The sequence below is a fragment of the Roseicyclus marinus genome (assembly GCF_036322625.1).
Taxonomy (GTDB): Bacteria; Pseudomonadota; Alphaproteobacteria; order Rhodobacterales; family Rhodobacteraceae; genus Roseicyclus; species Roseicyclus marinus_A.
In genome coordinates this window covers 105,640-123,368 of record NZ_AP027266.1, presented here as the reverse complement: position 1 = coordinate 123,368, position 17,729 = coordinate 105,640, and the positions used below count along the sequence as shown (strand labels likewise).

16 protein-coding genes are annotated in these 17,729 nt (G+C 64.9%); 9 read left to right on the top strand and 7 right to left on the bottom strand.

Annotation, left to right across the window (positions count from 1 at the left end; translation table 11 throughout):
* Positions 1-5: 5 nt before the first annotated feature.
* Together dgcN and AABA51_RS00595 are read right to left on the bottom strand one after the other, a co-directional pair.
* A complete protein-coding gene (dgcN, locus tag AABA51_RS00600; protein ID WP_338273412.1) occupies positions 6-1,007 on the bottom strand; it encodes an N-acetyltransferase DgcN in 1,002 nt (333 codons plus the stop codon).
* A 153-nt stretch (positions 1,008-1,160) separates the two neighbouring features.
* Entirely contained in the window at positions 1,161-1,511 is a 351-nt protein-coding gene (locus AABA51_RS00595) for a hypothetical protein (protein ID WP_338273411.1), read from the bottom strand.
* A gap of 166 nt (positions 1,512-1,677) precedes the next feature.
* Here AABA51_RS00595 and AABA51_RS00590 point away from each other — a divergent pair, with 166 nt between their 5' ends.
* From AABA51_RS00590 to AABA51_RS00575, 4 genes are all read left to right on the top strand, one after another.
* Complete coding sequence (locus tag AABA51_RS00590; RefSeq protein ID WP_338273410.1) at positions 1,678-2,241, top strand: CGNR zinc finger domain-containing protein; 564 nt, start codon at positions 1,678-1,680, stop codon at positions 2,239-2,241.
* Between the two features lie 111 nt (positions 2,242-2,352).
* Positions 2,353-3,342: a glutathione S-transferase family protein gene (locus tag AABA51_RS00585; protein ID WP_338273409.1), complete on the top strand. Its 990-nt coding sequence runs from the start codon at positions 2,353-2,355 to the stop codon at positions 3,340-3,342.
* A gap of 75 nt (positions 3,343-3,417) precedes the next feature.
* Complete coding sequence (locus tag AABA51_RS00580; protein WP_338273408.1) at positions 3,418-4,599, top strand: lytic murein transglycosylase; 1,182 nt, start codon at positions 3,418-3,420, stop codon at positions 4,597-4,599.
* Positions 4,600-4,682: 83 nt separating this feature from the next.
* Positions 4,683-5,582, top strand: coding sequence for a ParB N-terminal domain-containing protein (locus AABA51_RS00575; protein ID WP_338273407.1), 900 nt, complete (start codon positions 4,683-4,685; stop codon positions 5,580-5,582).
* A gap of 163 nt (positions 5,583-5,745) precedes the next feature.
* Here the strand turns inward: AABA51_RS00575 and AABA51_RS00570 are convergent, their stop codons facing one another.
* Both AABA51_RS00570 and epmA read right to left on the bottom strand, forming a co-directional pair.
* Complete coding sequence (locus AABA51_RS00570) at positions 5,746-7,383, bottom strand: RNA-directed DNA polymerase (RefSeq protein WP_338273406.1); 1,638 nt, start codon at positions 7,381-7,383, stop codon at positions 5,746-5,748.
* 318 nt (positions 7,384-7,701) lie between these two features.
* Positions 7,702-8,721, bottom strand: a complete 1,020-nt coding sequence (gene epmA, locus AABA51_RS00565) for an EF-P lysine aminoacylase EpmA (RefSeq protein WP_338273405.1) — start codon at positions 8,719-8,721, stop codon at positions 7,702-7,704.
* Between the two features lie 90 nt (positions 8,722-8,811).
* On the opposite strand from epmA, the gene efp reads away from it, so the two are divergent.
* The 3 genes from efp to AABA51_RS00550 all read left to right on the top strand — a co-directional run bounded on the left by efp (position 8,812) and on the right by AABA51_RS00550 (position 11,778).
* Positions 8,812-9,378, top strand: a complete 567-nt coding sequence (efp, locus tag AABA51_RS00560; protein ID WP_338273404.1) for an elongation factor P — start codon at positions 8,812-8,814, stop codon at positions 9,376-9,378.
* Positions 9,379-9,390: 12 nt separating this feature from the next.
* The gene (locus tag AABA51_RS00555; protein ID WP_338273403.1) at positions 9,391-10,536 is read left to right on the top strand and encodes a THUMP domain-containing class I SAM-dependent RNA methyltransferase; all 1,146 of its coding nucleotides are present in this window, start codon (positions 9,391-9,393) and stop codon (positions 10,534-10,536) included.
* Between the two features lie 225 nt (positions 10,537-10,761).
* On the top strand, positions 10,762-11,778 hold the full coding sequence (locus AABA51_RS00550) for a YeeE/YedE thiosulfate transporter family protein (RefSeq protein WP_338273402.1): 1,017 nt from the start codon (positions 10,762-10,764) through the stop codon (positions 11,776-11,778).
* Between the two features lie 6 nt (positions 11,779-11,784).
* Here the strand turns inward: AABA51_RS00550 and pncA are convergent, their stop codons facing one another.
* Entirely contained in the window at positions 11,785-12,390 is a 606-nt protein-coding gene (pncA, locus tag AABA51_RS00545; RefSeq protein ID WP_338273401.1) for a bifunctional nicotinamidase/pyrazinamidase, read from the bottom strand.
* A 76-nt stretch (positions 12,391-12,466) separates the two neighbouring features.
* On the opposite strand from pncA, the gene AABA51_RS00540 reads away from it, so the two are divergent.
* Positions 12,467-13,372, top strand: a complete 906-nt coding sequence (locus AABA51_RS00540; RefSeq protein WP_338273400.1) for a rhodanese-related sulfurtransferase — start codon at positions 12,467-12,469, stop codon at positions 13,370-13,372.
* Positions 13,373-13,503: 131 nt separating this feature from the next.
* Here the strand turns inward: AABA51_RS00540 and AABA51_RS00535 are convergent, their stop codons facing one another.
* Positions 13,504-14,841, bottom strand: coding sequence for an ammonium transporter (locus AABA51_RS00535; protein ID WP_338273399.1), 1,338 nt, complete (start codon positions 14,839-14,841; stop codon positions 13,504-13,506).
* Positions 14,842-14,877: 36 nt separating this feature from the next.
* Positions 14,878-15,216 (bottom strand): P-II family nitrogen regulator, encoded by a 339-nt coding sequence (locus AABA51_RS00530; protein WP_338273398.1) that lies wholly within the window; start codon positions 15,214-15,216, stop codon positions 14,878-14,880.
* Positions 15,217-15,483: 267 nt separating this feature from the next.
* Here AABA51_RS00530 and AABA51_RS00525 point away from each other — a divergent pair, with 267 nt between their 5' ends.
* Complete coding sequence (locus AABA51_RS00525) at positions 15,484-17,724, top strand: PBP1A family penicillin-binding protein (protein WP_338273397.1); 2,241 nt, start codon at positions 15,484-15,486, stop codon at positions 17,722-17,724.
* Positions 17,725-17,729: the final 5 nt, after the last annotated feature.

Below are 17,729 nucleotides of genomic sequence, written 5' to 3'. Positions count from 1 at the left end.
ACGCCTCAGATCGCGTCCAGCGCATCCGCCAGCTTGGCCGCACCCTGCCGGAACGGGTCGCAGGCGGGCAGGCCCAGCCGCTTTTCCGTGGCCTCCAGATAGCTCAAGGCCTCGTCCTCGCCCATGGCGGAGGTGTTGATCGACACGCCCACCACCTGGCAGGCCGGGTTGGCGATCCGCGCGATGGGCAATGCCATGTCGCGCAAGGCCTCGAGCGACGGCAGATCATAGCCCGGCAGGCCACGCATATGCGCCCGCGTGGGTTCGTGGCACAGGATCAGCGCATCGGGCTGGCCACCATGGATGAGCGCCATGGTCACCCCGGAATAGGAGACATGGAACAGGCTGCCCTGCCCCTCGATATGATCCCAGTGATCGGCCTCGTTGTCGGGCGTCAGCCATTCGATGGACCCGGCCATGAAATCCGCGATCACCGCATCCAGCGGCACGCCGTTCCCGGTGACGAGGATCCCGGTCTGCCCCGTCGCGCGGAAGCTCGATTTCAGCCTCCGCGCCTTCATCTCGGCATCGACGGCGAGCGAGGTGTACATCTTGCCGACCGAACAATCCGTCCCGATGGTCAGGCAGCGCTTGCCCGACCGCTTGACGCCATTGGCGATGGGATAGGGCACGCTCGGGACCCGCACATCATGCAGGCTGCGGCCCGTGGCCTGTGCCACGGCCACCAGATCCGCCTCGTCGCGCAAGAGGTTGTGCAGGCCCGAGGCAAGGTCGAACCCCTCCTCCAGCGCCTGAACCAGCACCTTTTTCCACGCGGCCGAGATCACGCCGCCCCGGTTGGCCACGCCGATCACCAGCGTCTTGGCCCCCGCCGCCTTGGCCGCCGCCAGATCCATGTCGGGCAGGCGCACATCGGCGCGGCAGCCCTCCATCCGGAACTGGCCCACCGCGTTGTCGGGCCGCCAATCGCGGATGCCTTGGGCGACCTTGGCGGCCAATTGGTCGGGCGCGTCGCCCAGGAACAACAGATAGGGGGTCTGGATCATGACAGGATCTCCGGGCCGGAATGCGAAAAGGGCGACTGGCGGGAAGGATAGGCCCCTTCCCGCGCAGATCGGTCGCAATCTTCGCAAGCTTCCCCGGTATCTGCGCAGGTTTCTTGCGCAAGTCAGCCCGGCTGCAGGAAATCCTCTCGGCGCTCAGGCCGAGGGCAGGAAACCCGCCACGACATCGCCCGGCGTTTCGAAATCGACGGGGGCGCGCGTCTGGGCGGCGGTGTTGCGCTTGAACTCGTAGCGCATCAGGTCGCCATCCTGTTCCGAGGCGACGATCAGCGCCTGGTAGAGATGCCGGGGACCGTCATAGATGTCGATCAACCCGCGCAGATGCGGCGCATCCTCGGCATCGACGCAGAAGCCCCGTTCGGTCATCTCGAGGATCGGATAGGCCTCGTCGCCCACATGGACCACGCGCGTCGCACGGCGGCGGCGTGCCTGCCTTTGCGCTGTGGCCAGTTCGTCGCGCACGGCCTTGGGGAGAAATTCAGACATGGCCCGTCCTTCCGATCAACTTGCTGTGAAAGTGGCGCAAATCCCGATTAGGTCAATGATTTGAATATGCTGCACCTGCATCCGTCACAGTGCGGCCACAGCCGCCTCTGGACGACAGGCCCGTAAACCCGCATCGTGACATCATGATGGCGGGCCCGTGGACAGGATGCAGACGATCAAGGTTTCCGGCATGACCCCCGGCCATCCGGCCCTCGCTTTCCTCAACACCGTCACGGATGACGGCAAGACGCGCAAGCACGACAGCTTTGCCGACGGGGCGGAATTCATCGCGATCCTCGAGGATGCGGGTTTCGTGCCGCGCGGCCTGCCCCCGCCCGGCCCCGGTCAGATGACCGCGATCAAGGGCCTGCGCGAGGCGGGCCATGCCGTCCTGTCGGCCATGGCCGCCGGGCGCCGCCCCGGCCGCGAAGAGGCCCTGACGCTCGAGGCGGCGATCAAATCGGCGGTGCAGGACGCCTCCTTCGCCCTTGGGGCCAAGGGGGTTCACCTCATGCCCGGCCCCTTGGGCGGGCTCTACGATCACCTTGCGCTGGCGCTCTTCGACCTCATGCAACGCACGGATCTGGACCGCTTGCCGGAATGCGGTCGCTGCACCCATCTGTTTCTCGACCATGGGCGCGGGCCCGGGCGGCGCTGGTGTTCCATGGCGCGCTGCGGCAACCGGGCCAAGGTGGAAAGCTTCCGCGCCCGGCACCGCGCGGCTCCCTGATCCCTTGTGCTCGACATGTGCGCCCCTGCGGGGGCGGGTCTGCGCAGGGTCCGGTTACATGCGCCCGCCCCCTCCCATACCTTGCAGGGGGATGGAAAAGGAGGGCGCGACATGGGCCTGTTGATCGACGGCGACTGGCATGACCAATGGTATGACACCAAGTCCAGCGGCGGCGCCTTCCAGCGTCAGGAAAGCCGCTTTCGCAACTGGGTGACCGCCGATGGCGCGCCGGGGCCCAGCGGCACGGGCGGCTACAAGGCCGAAAGCGGGCGCTACCATCTCTATGTCAGCGATGCCTGCCCATGGGCAAACCGGGCCATGATCTTTCGCAGCCTCAAGGGGCTTGAGGGTCACATCGACGTGTCGGTCGTCCATCCCGACATGCTGTCGGACGGCTGGACATTTCACACCGACGACCATGGCGCGACCGGCGATCTCTTGTTCGGCAGCCGCTACCTGCGCGAGATCTACCAACGCGCCGACCCGCAGGCCACGACCCGCGTGACCGTGCCCGTCCTGTGGGACAGGAAAACCGGCACCATCGTCTCCAACGAAAGCGCCGAGATCATCCGCATGTTCAATTCGGCCTTCGACGGGCTGACCGGCAACCGCGACGATTACTACCCGGCAGCCCTGCGCGACCGGATCGATGCGATCAATGCGCGCGTCTATGACGCGGTGAACAACGGCGTCTACAAGGCGGGCTTCGCCACGACGCAATCGGCCTATGACGGGGCGGTCCATGCGCTGTTCGACGCGCTCGACTGGCTCGAAGACCTGCTCAGCGAAAACCGCTACCTCGCGGGCGACCGCGTGACCGAGGCCGATTGGCGGCTCTTCACCACGCTCGTGCGCTTCGATGCGGTCTATCACCTGCATTTCAAATGCAACCGCAGCCGGATCGTGGATTACCCCAACCTCTGGGCCTATGCCCGCGAGCTTTATCAATGGCCGGGTGTGGCGGGCACGATCAACTTCGACCACATCGTGCGCCACTACCATTACAGCCACGACAGCATAAACCCGCACCGGATCGTGCCCATCAACCCGGTGATCGACTGGCACGCGCCCCACGACCGCGCCCGGCTGAAAGCCGCCTGACGGATGCAATGCTTGCGGGATTATGCAGCCTTGTTAGTCTGAGCCCGGACCTCGAACCGACAGGGCTGTTTTGACATGAAGCGTTTCTTGTGTGCCGGGGGCCTTGCCCTCGGGCTTTTGACCGGGGCGGCAAATGCCCAGCAATGCGGCGGGGATTTCGGGCAATTCCTGCAAGGCCTCAAATCCGAGGCCGTGTCGCGCGGCCATGCGCAATCCACGGTCGACGCGTTTTTCCGCAGCGCGCGCTTTGACCAGCGCACGCTCGATGCCGACCGGCGGCAGGGCTTCTTTCAACAGCCCTTCACCGAATTCGCCCGCCGCCTGATCTCGCAGAACCGGATGGATGCGGGCCGGCGCAACGCCGAACGCTTCGATGCCGTCTTCGACGAGGCCGAGCGCCGCTTTGGCGTCTCGCGCGGCATCCTGCTGGCCTTCTGGGCCTTCGAAACCGATTACGGCGCGTTCCAGGGCGATTACAACACGCTCAACAGCCTCGTGACGCTGGCCCATGATTGCCGCCGCCCGCATATCTTCCGGCCCCAGATCTTCGCCGCGCTGGAATTGTTCGAGAACGGCGATTTCGATCCGGTGAACACGCAAGGCGCCTGGGCGGGCGAGATCGGCATGGTCCAGATGCTGCCCGAGGATATCGTGGAAAACGGCATCGACGGCGATGGCGACGGGCATGTCTACCTGCAGACCTCGGCCCCCGATGCGCTGATGTCGGGGGCGAATGTGCTCTCGTCGCTGGGCTGGCGGCCGAACGAGCCGTGGCTTGTCGAGATCACCGTGCCGGGTGACCTCGACTGGTTCCAGACCGGCGTCCACACCAGCCGCCGCGTATCGGATTGGGAAGCGGCGGGCGTGCGCGCCCGGGCCGGCGGCGCGCTGCCCATGCCGGGATCGCAGGCCTCGGTCGTGCTGCCGCAGGGGCGCAACGGACCGGCCTTCCTGGCCTATCCCAATTTCACGGTTCTCTTCGAATGGAACCAGAGCTTCACCTATGTCCTGACCGCCGCCTATTTCGCGACACGGCTCGAGGGCGCGCCGGTGTTCGACCCGCGCAACCCCGATCCGGGCCTGTCGGGCGACCAGATGCGCGCCCTGCAACAACGGCTGCAGGCGCGCGGGCATGACGTCGGCGCCATCGACGGCATCCTCGGGGCTGGCACCCGTGCCGCCGTGCGCGCCGAACAGCAACGGCTTGGCCTGCCCGCCGATGCCTGGCCGACCACGCAACTGCTGAACGCGCTCTGACCGGGACCGCGCGCCGCCTCCGCGATCCCCGCAACACAACCGCCCCCGGCCTATCCTGCGGTCCCCAACCGCAGGACAGGCCCATGGACCCCATCCAACACATCCCCCTCGACCAGATCGACGCCGCCGCCCTCCCCCGCGACCGGCTCGACCTCGACCCCATCGCGCTCTCCGACCTCACCCTCTCCATCGCCGCCCACGGGCTGCGCATGCCGATCGAGGTCTTCCCCGCCACCGGCCCCCTCCCCTATGGCCTCATCTCCGGCTACCGGCGGCTGATCGCGCACCGCGAGCTGAACCAGCCCACCATTCCCGCCTTCATCCGCCAGCCCGCCGACATCCCCGCGGCGCTGGCCGCCATGATCGAGGAAAACGAGATCCGCGCCGAGATCACGCCCTGGGAACGGGCCAGCATCCTGCTCACCGCCCTCGAGCACGGCCATTTCGCCACGCTCGACGACGCGCTCCCGGCGCTCTACCCCACCTACGACCGCTTCCGCCGCGCCCGCCTGCGCGCCGTGGTCGAGGTTGTCCAGCATTTCGGCCCCACCCTGACCGAGCCGCTGTCGCTCTCGCAGCAAAAACTCACCCGCCTTGCCGCGGGGCTGCGCGCCGGTCTGGGCCCGGTGATGGACGTGGCGCTGGCCGAATCCTCCGACCGCTCCCCCGCGACGCAATGGAGCCTGCTCTCCGCCATCCTCGACGAGATGGAGGAGGAGGCCCGCCACCCCCCGCCCCCCTACCGCAAGGACCGCCCGAGGCACTACCTCCGCACCGCGATGTCCCTCACCATAAGGCGCGAGCGGCACAAGGACGGCTGGCTCCTGCGCTTCACCGGACGGGACGCCAGCGGCCCCCTGATGGAGGATGTGATGGATTACGTGGAGGCTTGGTTGGGGGGAGGTGAGGGGGGCGAACTGCCTGACGGCAGCGCGGTATGGCATTTAAAGAACCGTTGCGGAAGCAGACGTCCCGGTGGATAGTCGCGAAATTGCAGCCGGATCTATCCCGAGAGATGAAAGCCTTTTGCCGGCGGTGTGTCACACGAGGTAGAACTGCCGCTCGCCTGCCTTGCAACAATCAGGCCATGTGGCCGAGGCTCGACCTACAGTTTTTTGAATTTCCCATGATGGGCAATTCGCACAACTAGGCGGGCCTCTTAGCCTTCATATTGCTCCAAGCTTTGCTAATCAAAGTATTGAAAGTACTTCTGTTGACCCACTGCGTTCGATGGTTATTTGAAGTAGCATCGGATTTTCTTAGGGAGATGTAAAAAATTGCGGCTTGCACGTAAATTGTGCAGTCTGCACAATTGTCAAAGAGGGATCTTCTGCGGATCGCGTCACCATGCAGTCCAACAAAAATCGCTGCGATGGCGCGCACGGCATCATGTCGGTCTCTGTCATTAAATACTCGCAGTACTGGAACAATATCAGCATCTACATGATGTCGCCCTTGAAGGAAAGCTCCGATTACCCACATCAGCTGCCAATCATGGAGGCGTGCATCTTCAACTTTAGATCTAAGAAATGCCAGCACCTCGTCCCTGTCAGTGAATTTTCCTAGATATGAGCAGTAAATCTGAGCCATGGATGGCCTTTTGTCAAAAGATGAAATCACATGCTCAATGGCGTAATCAGATTTAGCTTTAATGAATAAGGGTATGCAAAATCTCTCGACCTCCTCTTCGTATCCGCTGTAAAGATTTACAGAATCAAACAAAGATTTCGTTGCTTCAAGGTGAATTTTTGCATCATCATCATCTCCTTCATCCTCCCAATCCCACTCCTCCTGAAACCCATAGGCAGTTGAAAAATCGTTTTCGTCAAGCTGCTCTCTTATTTCTGCAATAGCTAAATCAAATAGCTCTTGAAGGTCAGGCTCTTCTGCGGTGAGTACATTCTTGGGAAGTATTTTTGACTTCGCCTCATTAAGCGACAGGTCAAGCTCACGTAACTTTGGAATAATCTTCTTAAGAGTTTCCTCTGCCTGATTTACGCTTTCAAAGAAAATATAAATGTCGTCTACATATCTTGCAGACTGAATTCCGATGTCGCTCATAAAGCGATCAAAAGGCTCGAGGTAGAAATTTCCAATTAAATCGCTCGGAAAAATTCCCTGAATAATTCCTCGAGACGATCTCGAGTTTGTGAAGCTGGTGAGTGTGACCTCTAAGCGCTCCACCACATCCCTTGAGAGCCCATGATCTAGCAGGTTGTTGACTAGCACATGCTGATTTATACTACCAAAAAAGTTAGCAATATCAATTTTCATAACATACTTAATTTCATCCGGATCAGAATATTCCTTAATGGCCCGCTGAAAATCGGCCCAGCATGCACGTGTGGATTTGAATAGGCTTTCCGGGTTTTCATAGTCTATTTGGTGGCTAAATGACCTAGCCCTGTCGGTTTTGCCTTCCACCACTGTAAGCGCATAATCTGCACAAAATTGATAGAACAGCCTATCTTCAGGAAAAAGTATGCTTCCTGGCCGAGTGTAATTTGGCCCAGGTCTAGGCGGATTTGACCTGACGCTTATCCTTGAAGCCTTCGGGACTTCAATCGTCATCGGCGTGCCAAGAACGTAATTTCCGGCCCTTAACTTCGACTTTAAAGATTCGATCAATTCGTCTGCAGCATATCGATAAATTAGCCGAAGATGTGGGGCAAAAATAAAATCCGAATTACTATCCGCAGAAATCCTAGCAACGGAGAGGGCCCAATCTGAACCATTAACCTTTTCGGGCTCAAGTCCAAATCCCTCACCCAGTCGAACAGGCATGAATATTTCCTAAAATGTTGCACAAATCGTTACGCTCTTCCGGCGCAATGATCACCGTTAGATCTACCTGGGTCAAGTTTGAAGGTCTGCCTTGCGTGCGCAGCATCCGAAGTGTTCTGCCGAGGTTGACAGTTCGCCAAGGGCCGGTCCCCAACACTCAACCCACACCCAACTCCCCGATCCCCCACAACGAACCCGCTCCAAGCCCCCATCACCCCCTTACCAAAACCCTAACAAAATCCCCTTTCTCCAACGATTCCAACCCCTTGACCCCTCCGTGCAAGCTTGCACACGGGCCGCGTCCCGACCCGCGCCCGGTCAGGCGGGCGGGGTCCACTGGACGTCCGACAGCCGCGGCGCATGGGTGGCGAGCATCACCAACCGGTCGAACCCCAGCGCACAGCCCGCCGCAGGCGGCATCCGGGCCAGCGCCGCCAACAGCTCCTCGTCCAGCGGGTAGCGGGTGCCGTAGATCGCCTCCTTCAGGTCCATGTCCGCCTCGAACCGCGCCCGCTGCTCCGCCGGGTCCGTCAGCTCCCCGAAGGCATTGGCCAGCTCCACCCCGCAGGCGAACAGCTCGAACCGCTCCGCCGTGCGCGGGTCCTGCGCCGACCGCCGCGCCAGCGCCGCCTCGGGCGCGGGATAGGCGTCAAGGATCACGGGGCCGGAACCCAGCTCCGGCTCGATCCGCGCCGTCAAAAGCCGCGAGAACAGGTCCGACCAGCTGTCGCCCGCGCCCGGTGCGATGCCGATGGCGGCCAGTTGGGCGGCAAGGGCCGCGGCATCGGGCACGGGCCCGTCCAGCGTGGCCAGAAGATCGACACCATGGCGCATCGCCTCGGCCTGCAGCGTGGTGCGGCGCGGACCGGCAAAGGGATCGCAGACGACATCCCGGTGGCGCAGCTCTGTCACGCCCGAGGCCTCCGCCGCCACCCGCATCAGCGCCGCGCAATCCTCCATCAGCACCTCGTAGCCTTCGCCCGCGCGATACCACTCGAGCATCGTGAACTCGACCGCATGGCGCGGCCCGCCCTCCCGGTTGCGCCAGACGCGCGACAGGGTGAAAATCTTTTCCTCCCCCGCCGCGAGCAGTTTCTTCATCGCGAATTCGGGCGAGGTGTGCAGGTAGCGGCGGCGCGGCGTCAGGCTGTCGTCCATCGCCACGGTCTCGAACGCGTGCAGATGCGTTTCATTGCCGGGCGAGACCACCAGATAGGCGGGGTCGACCTCGACAAAGCCCTGATCCTCGAACCAACGCCGGATCGCGGCGAGGATGCGGCCGCGCGCCATCAGCGCGGGGCGGCGGTCGGCGTGGGTGTCACGATGCCACCATGTCATGGCTGGCCCTTTCGCGGCGGATGCGGTAACGGCTGCCTCTAACGCGGGGGCGGCAGGCCCTCAAGCGACATCAAGTTCTGGAGGCTTGTCATGAAGGTCATCGCGTCCCAGCTGCGCAAGGGCAATGTCGTCGATATCGACGGCGTTCTCTACGTCATCCTCAAGGCCGAGAATTTCCACCCCGGCAAGGGCACGCCCGTGACCCAGGTGGACATGCGGCGCATCGACAACGGCACCAAGGTCAGCGAACGCTGGAAAACCACCGAGGGCGTGATGCGCGCCCATGTCGAGGAAAGCAGCTACACCTTCCTCTATGCCGATGGCGAAGGCTACCATTTCATGGAGCCCACCAGCTACGAGCAGATCACCGTGACCGAGGATGTCGTGGGCGACGGCAAGGTCTGGCTGCAGGATGGCATGTCGGTCTATCTCTCGGTCCACAATGGCGTCGCCATCGCGATCGAACTGCCCCAAAAGGTGACGGTCGAGATCATGGAGACCGAACCGGTGGTGAAGGGGCAGACGGCCTCCTCCTCCTACAAACCCGCGACGGCGGACAATGGCGTGCGCGTGATGGTGCCGCCCCATATCGGCGTCGGGACCCGCGTGGTGGTGAACACCGAGGATGCCACCTACGTCGAACGCGCCAAGGATTGAGGGCTGCCTGCCATGGCCGATGATGCGCCCGGCCCGGTGACGGTGCCGGGCCTTTTGTTTCTGGTCGCCGTGCCGGGGCTGGAAGCGCCGCTTGCCGCCGAGGCAAAGGCTGCGGGCTTTGCCGGCGTGACGGTCCTGCCCGGTGGGGTCGAGGTGACAGGCGGCCTGCCCGAGGCGATCCGCGCCAACCGGACGCTGCGCTGTGCCGTGCGCGTGCTGTGGCGCGTCGCGGCCTTTCGCGCGCTGCATCTGGCCCAGCTCGACAAGCGCGCGCGCAAGCTGCCATGGACCGAATGGCTCGGCCCCGATCACCCTGTCCGGGTCGAGGCCGTGTGTCGCGGCTCGCGGATCTACCACCACAAGGCCGCCGCCCAGCGCCTTGCGGGGGCCATCACGGCGGCAGGCATCCCCGTTTCGGGCCCCGGTTCGGGCGATGCGGCGATCCCGCTCAAGGCCCGGATCGAGGACGATCTGTGCACGATCTCGATCGACACCACGGGCGAGCCGCTGCACCGGCGCGGCCACAAGAGTTTCGTCGGCAAGGCGCCCCTGCGCGAAACCATGGCGGCGGGATTCCTGTGGCAGATGGGGTTCGACGGCAGCCAGGCGGTCGTCGATCCGATGTGCGGCTCGGGAACGATCCCGATGGAGGCTGCCGAGATCGCCATGGGCCTTGTGCCGGGCCGATCGCGCGATTTCGCCTTTGCCCATCTGGCAGGCGGCGGGAGCGAGGGGCCCTGCCCCTCGCGCTCCCCGGCATATTTGGAGAAAGATGAAGGGGACGCACGGTTTTTCGGTTTCGACCGGGATGACGGCGCGATCCGGGGCGCACGCGGCAATGCCGAGCGGGCGGGGCTGTCCGGGATCTGCAGCTTTGCGCGGCAGGCCGTGAGCGATCTGGCACCGCCCGAGGGCATGGCGCCGGGGATCGTCCTGACCAATCCCCCCTATGGGGCGCGGATCGGGGAGCGGAAGCTCCTGTTCGCGGTCTATGGCGCGCTTGGCGCGACGCTCAAGGCGCGGTTTTCCGGCTGGCAGGTCGGCATCATCACCAGCGACAAGGGGCTGGCGCAGGCGACCGGCCTTGCGCTCGAGGCCGTGGGGCCGGTCGATCATTCCGGCACCAAGGTCTGGCTCTGGCGCGGGCGCGTCGCGTGAGCCCTGCAAAATAGGGAAGGTCGACCCCGGATCGGAACACCCACCCTGATGCGCGTTCTCTCAATGCGCAAGGGAGGAACATGTGTTCTTGATTGGGCATAATCTCAGTCATCTTGTCCCGGCGCGCACCCTTGAAGAGGTCGGCACAGCGGTATAGCTGCGCGCGATGGGCCATTGGCTGGCCCGATCTGGAGAGATGCGATGTTCGAGACGCTTGGCCTTGAGATGTCCCCGCAAACGGCTTCGGTCTGGTTCGGCCTGATCCTGGGCCTGGCCTTCGGTGCGCTGGCGATGTTGACGCGGTTCTGCCTGCGGCGGGCGCTGGTCGGCCCGGTCGAGGACCGGAGCGAGGCGCGCGGCGTCTGGGCGCTGGCGCTGGCCGTGGCCGTTCTGGGAACCCAAGGGTTTGTCGCGGCGGGCCTCGTGAGTTTCGAGGCGCACCGGTTCCATGCCGAGCCTGTTCCGGTTGTGGGCCTTGTCGTCGGGGGTCTCCTGTTCGGGCTGGGCACGGTGCTGGCACGCGGCTGCCTGTCGCGGCTGACGATCCTGTCGGCCAGCGGCAACCTGCGGGCGCTCGTGGCGATCCTGGTGGCGGCGGTCGCGGCCCATGCGACGTTGCAGGGCGCGCTTGCGCCACTGCGGATGGCGCTGGGGTCGGTCACCGTATCCTTGGGCAGCGTGTTGCCGGGCGCGGGCTGGATCTGGGCCGCTGTCATCGCAGGCCTTGCATTGTTGGTGGTGCTGCGGTCGCGCATATCCGTCCCGATGCTTTTGGGCGGGGCGCTGATCGGCGCACTGGTGCCGGTGGCCTGGGTCGGCACGGGCTACGTGCTTTACGATGAATTCGACGCCATCCCGATCGAGGGGCTGGCCTTTACCGGCCCCTGGGCCGAGGCGCTGTTCTGGGGCGTTGCCGCCAGTGTCACGACGGCCGGCTTTGGCGCGGGATTGATCGGGGGCGTTCTGGCCGGGGCCTTCGCCGCTGCCATCCTGTCCCGGCGCTTTGCCTGGGAAAGCTTTGACAGCGCGGGCCAGATGGGTCGGAGCCTTGGGGGCGCGACGCTGATGGGCGTGGGCGGCGTTCTGGCGGGCGGCTGCACCGTGGGCGCGGGCCTTGCCGGTCTGCCGACGCTGGGCATTGCGGCGCTGATCGCCTTTGCCGCTGTCGTGGCGGGCATCCTTGGCGCCGATGCGGTGCTGAACCGGCGCGGGCTGGGGCGGGGCATCGTTCCGGCGGAATGACGGATCTCAGGCGAGCGTCACGCCCGCCTGAACCATCCCGTCCTGCGCGGCCGCCAGCGACCCGTCGAAATCGATGGCACGGCACAGGTCCTGCCGCACGGTGACATCGAAGCCGAGCCGCGCCGCATCCACCGCCGAGAAATTCACGCAGAAATCCGTGGCCAGCCCCACCAGCGTCAGCGCAGTGATGCCGCGCGTCCGCAGGTACCCTTCGAGGCCTGTGGGCGTTGTCTTGTCATTCTCGAAAAAGGCCGAATAGCTGTCGATCTTGCGGCGAAACCCCTTGCGCAGGATCAGCTCGGCCCGGCTCACCCGCAGACCGGGGTGGAATTCCGCGCCATGCGTGCCCTGCACGCAGTGATCGGGCCACAGGACCTGCGGCCCATAGGGCATCTGGGTCAGCTCCATTGGTGCACGGCCCCGGTGCTGGCTGGCAAAGGACAGGTGATCGGCCGGGTGCCAATCCTGCGTCAGGATCACGGTGGCGAAATCATCCATCAGCGCGTTGATGCCGGGCACGATCGCATCGCCCTCGGGCACGGCCAGGGCACCTCCGGGGCAGAAATCGTTCTGCACGTCGATGACGAGAAGGGCATGGGTGGCGTCTTGCATCGGGGCCTCCGGTCGCGGTCAGGTGCGACCAGCCTACGCCTTGAGGCGCAGGGTGCAACGGCGTATCTGGCCGGGCATGGTCATCGTCGCAACCCTCTACAAGTTCACGCCCTTTCCCGACCCCGCCCAGCTGCGCGGGCCGCTTCTGGACCTCTGTGCGGCGCAGGGCGTGCGCGGCACGCTGTTGCTGGCGGGCGAGGGGATCAACGGCACCATCGCGGGATCGCGCGCGGGGCTCGACGCGGTGCTGGCCCATATCCGCAGCCTGCCCGGCTGCGCCGATCTGGAGTGGAAGGAAAGCACGGCCCAGATCATGCCCTTTGGCCGCATGAAGGTGCGGCTCAAGCGCGAGATCGTGACCATGGGCGTACCGGGCACCGATCCGCGCAGCCTTGTCGGCACCTATGTGGACCCCGCCGATTGGAACGCGCTGATTTCCGCGCCCGATGTGGCGGTGATCGACACGCGCAACGATTACGAGGTCGCCATCGGCAGTTTCCGCGGCGCGGTCGATCCCGAAACCGCCAGTTTCCGCGATTTCCCGGCCTGGTGGGCCGCCAACCGTGACCGGTTCCACAACAAGCGGGTGGCGATGTTCTGCACCGGCGGCATCCGCTGCGAGAAATCCACCGCCTTCCTCAAGGCGCAGGGCGTGGAAGAGGTCTATCACCTCAAGGGCGGCATCCTCAAATACCTCGAGGAGGTGCCCGAGGATGAGAGCCTGTGGGATGGCGGCTGTTTCGTTTTCGACGAACGTGTGGCGGTCGGCCATGGGTTGCAGCCCCTGCCCCATCAGCTCTGCCGCGCCTGTCGGCGACCCATCCTGCCAGAGGATCGCAGCCGCCCGGAATTCGAGGAAGGGGTGCAATGCCACCTCTGCGTCGGGGAATATTCCGAAGAAGACCGCGCGCGGTTCCGCGAACGCCAGCGCCAGATCAAGCTGGCCGAGGCCCGCGGCCAGGAACATCTCGGGCTTGGGTAGGGTGCGCCTTGAGGCGCACCGTCACCTCGCCATGCCCCTGCGGTGCGCCTCAAGACGCACCCGCGGACCCGAACGGAAAAAGGGGCGCCCGTGGGCGCCCCTTCCGCTGTCTGTCCGAAGGGAGGTTCGGATCAGCCCTTGGTGAAGTCGGGATAGGCTTCCATGCCCAGTTCCGCGACATCGAGACCATTGACCTCGTCCTCTTCGCTCGGGCGCAGGCCCATGACCGCCTTGAGGATGACCCACACGATCAGCGAGGTGACGAAGACGAAGGCACCGATGGCGGCAAAGCCCATGATCTGCGTGCCAAAGCTCGTGCCTTCGGTGTAGAAGGGAACGGCCAGCGTGCCCCAGAAGCCCGCGATCAGGTGGACCGGGATGGCGCCGACAACGTCGTCGATCTTCATCTTGTCCAGCATCGGGACCGCGAAGACCACGATGACGCCGCCGATGGCACCGATCCACAGCGCCCCGAAGAGCGACGGATCAAGCGGGCCTGCGGTGATCGACACGAGGCCGGCCAGCGCGCCGTTCAGCACCATGGTCAGGTCGACCTTACCATACATCACCTGCGTCAGGATCAGCGCCGCGATGGCACCGGCAGCCGCCGCCATGTTGGTGTTGGCAAAGATGCGGGACACGTCGGTCACGTCACCCACGGTGCCCATGGCCAGCTGCGAGCCGCCGTTGAAGCCGAACCAACCCAGCCACAGGATGAACGTGCCGAGCGTGGCGAGGGCGAGGTTGGAACCCGGCATCGGGTTGACCTTGCCGTCCTTGCCGTACTTGCCGATCCGCGGCCCGAGGATGAGGGCACCGGCCAGCGCTGCGAAACCACCTGCCGCGTGCACCAGCGTAGAGCCGGCGAAGTCGGAGAAGCCCGCTTCGGACAGCCAGCCGCCGCCCCACTGCCAGGATGCCTCGATCGGGTAGATGAAGCCGGTCAGCACGACCACGAAGACGAGGAAGGGCCACAGCTTGATCCGCTCGGCCAGCGTGCCCGACACGATCGACGCGGTCGTCGCGCAGAACATCAGCTGGAAGAAGAAATCGGACCCGACCGACGCGTAGTCGAGCGTGGCTTCCGCCGCCGCAAGACCCACGGGCTCGAGCGAGGTGACGGCAAAGAACGGACCCAGCCAGCCTGCGATCATCCAGCCATCGCCGGGATACATCAGGTTGAAGCCGACCAGCCAGTACATGACCGCCGCGATCGAGAAGAGCGAGATGTTCTTGGTCAGCTGCATCGTGACGTTCTTGGACCGCACGAGGCCCGCCTCGAGCATGGCAAAGCCCGCGGCCATCCAGAACACGAGGAAGCCGCCGATCAGGAACAGCAGCGTGGTGAGGATATACGAGGTCTCGAGCGCGGGCGAGGTCGAGGCTTCCGCCTCCTGCGCCAGACCGAGACCCGGCAGGAGCGTGGCGGTCGCCACGGCTGCCAGGGGAAGGAGATACTTGGTTTTCATCTCGTCGGTTTCCTTATCGTCGAAAGGGCGCGCGGATCAGACCGCGTCGTCGTTGGTCTCGCCGGTGCGGACGCGCACGGCGCTCTGAACGTCGAGGACAAAGATCTTGCCGTCGCCGATCTTGTCGGTCTTGGCCGTCTTCTGGATGGTCTCGACCACCTGGTCGGCCATGCCGTCCGAGACCACGATCTCGAGCTTCACCTTCGGGACGAAGTTCACGGCGTATTCCGCGCCGCGGTAGATTTCGGTGTGGCCGGACTGCGAGCCGAAGCCCTTGATCTCGGTCACCATCATGCCGCGCACGCCGATTGCGGTCAGGGCTTCCCGGACCTCCTCGAGCTTGAACGGCTTGATCGCTGCGATGATGAGTTTCACGTTTTACCCCTTCCGGTTGCTGTTCCGGTTCGCCCGCAAGACCCACGGTCTCGTGAACGTCACGGGCCCAAATCACGGCCAGAGCCCCTGCAGGGCAACGGATCAGACCCCTTCGGACACAACCCACGGCGGAAACTGCTGCAAATTTGTGCAGAAAAAAATTAAAGCATATATTTTGGGCATTCAAAAAATGCGGCGGCGCGGCGAAGGGGGTCTACAACCGACTCGTTTTTCCCTATCTTGGTAAAAAAGAGGCAGGCAGTCGTCATGAGTTCATCCGGATCAGGCCGTCGTTCCACGCCCGGCGGGCGACGCAGCATCGTGGCCGACCGGAGGCCTGCAGCCGCTCAGAAACCCCAAGCCTCTGCGCGCAAACCGGCATCGGGGGGAACGGGGTCTACCCGCCGCCGCCGCCGATCCCGCGCGCCGCGCCCCCGGCCCCGTGGCCCGCTGGGCTGGCTCGGGGCGCTGGTGCGTTTCGTCTGGCGCATCATCTGGGGCCTGATCTGGCGCGGCACCGTGGCGGTGATGCTCCTCCTTGGGGCGGCCACCGCCTATTACTACGCCCAGCTTCCCGATCTGGCCGCCGCCGTGGATGCGCGCTATCGCGGCTCGGTCACCATGCTCGACCGCAACGGCAATGTCTTTGCCTGGCGCGGCGAACAATTCGGGGGCGCGATCGACCCCGAAACCGTCAGCCCGCATCTGGTCAACGCCATCGTCGCGACCGAGGATCGGCGCTTTTACCGCCACCTGGGCGTCAGCCCGCGCGGCATCGCGAGCGCCATCCGCATCAACCTGTCCGAGGGGCGCGGCCCCCTGTCGGGCCATGGCGGCTCCACCATCACGCAGCAGGTGGCCAAGCTCATGTGCCTTGGCGTGCCCTACGACCCCGATACCTGGGAGTCAGAGGCCGATTACGAACAGGACTGCCGCCGCACCACGATCTGGCGCAAGATCCAGGAAGTGCCCTTCGCGCTGGCGATGGAATTCCGCTACACCAAGGATGAAATCCTGTCGGTCTACATGAACCGCGCCTTTCTGGGCGCGGGCACGCGCGGGTTCGAGGCGGCAGCGCAGCGCTATTTCGCCACCTCCTCCGCCGATCTGAACCCGCAACAGGCCGCGATGCTGGCGGGGCTTCTGGTCGCCCCCTCCTATTATGCGCCGACCCGCGACCTGGACCGCGCGCAGCGCCGCGCCTCGACCGTGCTGCGCCTGATGGAGGATCAGGGCTACCTGACCGCCGAACAGGCCGCCGCCGCCCAGGCCAATCCCGCCACCCTGTCCGACCGCGCGCGGCAGGACACGGGCGGCGCCTTTGCCGACTGGATCATGTCGACCGGCCCCGATTTCCTGACCGGGGAGACCACCGAGGACGTGACGATCCGCACCACCTTCGACCCCGCGATGCAGGCCGCCGCCGAAGCCGCGCTCGAAAACGTCTTCGCCAACCAGGTCCGCGAAGGCTCCGAGGCGCAGGCCGCCATCGTGGTCATGTCCGCCGATGGCGCGGTCCGCGCGATGGTGGGCGGGCGCGATACGGCGGGCACGGGCCTGTTCAACCGCGCGACACAGGCGATGCGCCAGACAGGGTCAAGCTTCAAACCCTTCGTCTATGCCGCGGCCCTCGAACTCGGCTGGCGCTTCGATGACCTGATCCTCGACGCGCCGCTCACGCTCAACATCCCCGGCTCGGGGCCTTGGTCGCCCGAGAATTACACCGGCGAATTCTACGGCGAGGTGACCCTGACCGAGGCGCTGCGCCAATCGCTCAACACCGCCGCCGTCCGCCTGTCCGAAGAGGTGGGGCGCGATGCGGTCCGCACCGTCGCCGCGCAATTCGGCATCGAAAGCGATCTGGCCGATGGCCCGGCCCTGGCGCTCGGGGCCTCCGAATCCACCCTGATCGAGATGACCGGGGCCTATGCGGGCATCCTCAACGGCGGTTCCGCCGTGCTGCCCTACGGCGTGCAGGAATTGCGCCTGATCGGCGATGACCGCCCGCTCTTCGAACAGACCACCGGCATCCAGGAACGGGTCATCTCCGAAAGCGCCGCGCGCCAGCTGACTTACATGATGTCGGTCGCCGTGGCGCAGGGCACGGGCCAGCGCGCGCAATTGCCCGACCGCCCCGTCGCGGGCAAGACCGGCACCACCAACAGCCAGCGCGACGCCTGGTTCATCGGCTTCACCGCCGATTACGTCGCGGGCGTCTGGATGGGCTATGACGACAACACGCCGCTCTCGGGCGTGACGGGCGGCGGCCTGCCCGCCGAATTGTGGCGCCAGACGATGGAGGGCATACACCGCGATATCTCGCCCCGGCCCCTGCCCATGATCGACCCCGCAGCCGAGGGGCGGCGCGATCCGCAAGTGGTGGAATACGGCCCCGGCGGCCTGATCGGCACACCCCCGCCGCGCGGCACCCTGCTTGGCCCCGCCCCGCAAGATGACGCCGACCAGATCCTGATGCGCGTGCTCAACGGGCTTCTGGGGCGGAACTGACCGCA